Raw genomic sequence first — 3,291 nt, 5'->3', positions numbered from 1 at the left:
AGCACCCACGACAGTCAGCATTTCGAAAGGGTCATTGACAAGGCCAACACCAATCGCAATATCTACGCCGACCGAGGCTATCCCTCTGCGGAGCGGGAAGCTTGGCTGAAGGCAAACGGCTATAGGAGCCAGATTCAGCGTAAAGGCCATCGAAACAAACCGTTGTCCAAGACTCAGCAAGGGCGAAACCACAGGATTGCAAAGACTAGGGCACGGGTTGAACATGCATTTGCGGCGATGGAACAAATGGGTAGAAAACTGATCCGCACCATTGGACAGGTGCGCGCTAATTTTGCCATGACGATGATGGCAGCATGTTACAACCTAAAGCGGTTGGCGTACTTCCAGAGCGCGTGCATCGTGGCTTTCTGACGCCCAGAATGGGTCAAATGGCCCTAGCCAGGGCAATGTGCGATAGAATCAGTAGCGTGATAATCAAAAAAAATCTAATTATTTAGAATGAAAGCCAAGGGTTAATTGAAAATCTTGAGTTTTTCGAGGTGCCCTAAAGTTAAGCATGATTTAATTATCTATTTGAAAGATAAATTAATTGATTAATATAAAGCATGCAGATTAATATATTAAAATAAATAAAAAACTCATCAATATTAAGAAATATAGTTTAGCATAATATATGAAATTTGATTTTCAGCTGGATCTTCTAATACTATGGTTAGGCGCTATCGACTAAAATATTAACATATTATTTACATTATGTTTTTATCGTAATATCGAATTTAAAAGTAGAATTTGAGCTAGCAGATGAGTTAATGTTTTTTTAGATGTCTATCAAATCTGACTATTATCAGTCATCAATTTTCAATGAGACAGATCGCACAAATAAGCCAATAATAATAGCTATAAAAAATAATAAACATTAATATGTTTCTGTTTTGTTAAAATTGATAATTTTTATAGCTATCTGATTATAGGAGTGATTATGATTGTCGAATTTCTTGTTATTTGGCGCCGCTGGAACTTCCAACTATTAACGATTGCTTATTTACTGACAACAGGATTCTCCGCGAATGCAACAACCTGCAACTTAATGAATAAATTGACCAAACGACCGCTGTTAATGGAAGTCACACAACCCTATTCTGCTGATAATCCGATGGCCGGTGTACTTTATAAAATGGTTTTCTCTGCTGATGGTAAATACGATTACCATATTCTCAATAATGGCAAACAATACCACGGAAAATACCGTTATCGCTTGGTGGAGCCAAATATTGGTGTAATTAACGCCCAAGAAGAGTTTGAAGGTCAAGCTACCCACTATACCATCACCTTACTGTGTGGAAATGAACATAGCGGCGTCTATTTTTATCAACAAAGTAAAGGTATTGGAGGGCAGAGAGTTAATATTGGCCGCTATTATATTGATAAATAGTGTTATTGAGAGCACTTTTCGCTGAGCCTAAGTTAAAGTATGTTACTTATAACAAAGGCTAGTGAAAACTACAAACCCAACGCTGGTTGAAGTTTGGGTTATTGTTTAAATGTTAACGATTAACTTACTAATAAGTAAATGCAGCCGTTAATCGTTGATTTTATTTTACTAATTCTCTTGATTTTTCTCGGTTTTTCTCAATAATAACCATCGTTTTATTGCTCTTATAGGAGCATATGGTGACATATTGGCGGACGAAGGATCTGTTTCTTCCATCAGCGTGGACGATGCTTTATTAAGCGTTAAATTGGCCAGAATAGCGATCACTGTACCTATGGTGATGCCGCTATGGAGGAACATTTGCATCATGCTAGGAAAACCTTCAAATAACTGTGGCACCATGATAGGCATCAGGCCAAGAGCTAATGTTAGTGCTACTACCATTTCGTTATTATTATGTCGATAGGTAATACTGCTGAGCGTGCGAATTCCTGATACGGCGACCATACCAAACATTATGACGCCGGCTCCTCTTAATATCGGTTTAGTTGCCATAATAATTTATTATTTAAAATCAATATAATAAAACAATATTATCACTATAATTCACCATTCATTCACTATAAATCAAAGCTCAATCCAGCCATTGCTTCTATCATCTTGATATTTTGCTGTCATTGTGGCCGACTTATGTCCGAGCAGCTTTTGCGCAAAATTGCTACCCATTGTTTCAGTGTAGAGTCTAGCAGATAAACTTCTAATTTCATGAAAAGAGGGTGGCTCACCTACCCAATTTAATTGAGAAATATCTCTGAACCTTCTAAATTCTTTTGATATTCTTTCTACTGTAATTTTATTTCCATTATTATTAATGACAAACTCTGAATTATTTACACAATCTGCAATAGTCTTTGATAATTTAATTCCGTAAAGTTCAATATCAAGAGGGATTGCTATTTTTGATCCTGTTTTTTGTTGGATTATCCATAATTTCCCATCATGAATATCTTTATATTTTATTTTAGAGACATCAGATACTCTTTGCCCTGTAACTAGCGCTAATTTCATAGCATGAGTTAACCAATGATGGTCGTTATTTATTAAACCTAAAATAGTATTAAAATCTTCTAAAGATAATCTTGCTCTCTGAATTTTTATTTTTGGTGTTTTTGTTGATGTCACTGGATTTATTTGTATTAGTCCCAATGATATTGCTTCTCTAAAACAATCATTTAATAAACTGCGCATTAGTTTCGCAGTTGTTATTCTTTCTTCATTAATAGATAGCTGAAGAAAATCCGCAATCTCTTTTGTGGTTATGTTTTGAATCGGCGCATCAACAAATCCTTTTCTGATCACACCTATTCTTTGCTTATAGTCTTTTAATGTTTTCTCTCTTAATCCTCTTGTTTTCAATATTTCTTCATATCTATCTAAAAACTCATGAAAATAGACAGTTCCCTGTCCATCGATCCTTTCTGTCAGAGGCTTTACATTGTCTGCATTGAGTAATAACTGATTAGCACTGATAGCCTCGTTAATTGCATAGGCTTTGTTTCTCCCTAAACCGTATTCTTTTCGTGTACGTGGGTCTCTATAGGAATAGTAGCCATTTCTTTTGTACAGGTTAGGGGGCAAATCTCGATTTTTTATTTTTCTGATTCTGGTCATGACCTATCCTTCGTAGCAATAAGCTCTGATGGCTAACTTCGTTAATACTGTTGACTTTGACGGCGTATTCTTCGACAAGGTATTCTCTACCGTCCTTAATGAGGCTGTCGCAAAAGCTCATGTTATCGATTAAAATTTGCTTTATTCGTTTTAAACGCAGATCTTTTATGACCGTATTTACTCGCAAACTGGAATCGCCTTCTCACACCAAACGTAAGTTTGTCAAA

Annotated in this window: 4 protein-coding genes; 2 read left to right on the top strand and 2 right to left on the bottom strand. The window is 36.0% G+C overall.

Translation table 11 applies throughout. The features are described 5' to 3' along the window. Together CBG25_RS15790 and CBG25_RS15785 are read left to right on the top strand one after the other, a co-directional pair. Positions 1 to 372, top strand: a 372-nt coding sequence (locus tag CBG25_RS15790) for a transposase (protein WP_290603757.1), incomplete at its 5' end; no start/stop codon positions are given. Positions 373 to 940: 568 nt separating this feature from the next. Then, entirely contained in the window at positions 941 to 1,393 is a 453-nt protein-coding gene (locus CBG25_RS15785; RefSeq protein WP_290607831.1) for a hypothetical protein, read from the top strand. A gap of 168 nt (positions 1,394 to 1,561) precedes the next feature. Here the strand turns inward: CBG25_RS15785 and CBG25_RS15780 are convergent, their stop codons facing one another. Continuing rightward, positions 1,562 to 1,948, bottom strand: coding sequence for a solute carrier family 23 protein (locus CBG25_RS15780; RefSeq protein ID WP_290607829.1), 387 nt, complete (start codon positions 1,946 to 1,948; stop codon positions 1,562 to 1,564). Between the two features lie 72 nt (positions 1,949 to 2,020). Next, positions 2,021 to 3,064, bottom strand: a complete 1,044-nt coding sequence (locus tag CBG25_RS15775; RefSeq protein WP_290607828.1) for a tyrosine-type recombinase/integrase — start codon at positions 3,062 to 3,064, stop codon at positions 2,021 to 2,023. Positions 3,065 to 3,291 lie beyond the last annotated feature (227 nt).

The sequence above is a fragment of the Arsenophonus sp. ENCA genome (assembly GCF_002287155.1).
Lineage (GTDB): Bacteria > Pseudomonadota > Gammaproteobacteria > Enterobacterales > Enterobacteriaceae > Arsenophonus > Arsenophonus nilaparvatae.
The sequence above is the reverse complement of the archived record's forward strand: the minus strand, read 5'-3'. Positions and strand labels throughout refer to the sequence as shown.

Coding starts and splice junctions, on each gene's coding strand:
- CBG25_RS15785 (WP_290607831.1), top strand. CDS start 941: ATGATTGTCGAATTTCTTGTTATTTGGCGCCGCTGGAACTTCCAACTA.
- CBG25_RS15775 (WP_290607828.1), bottom strand. CDS start 3,064: ATGACCAGAATCAGAAAAATAAAAAATCGAGATTTGCCCCCTAACCTG.
- CBG25_RS15780 (WP_290607829.1), bottom strand. CDS start 1,948: ATGGCAACTAAACCGATATTAAGAGGAGCCGGCGTCATAATGTTTGGT.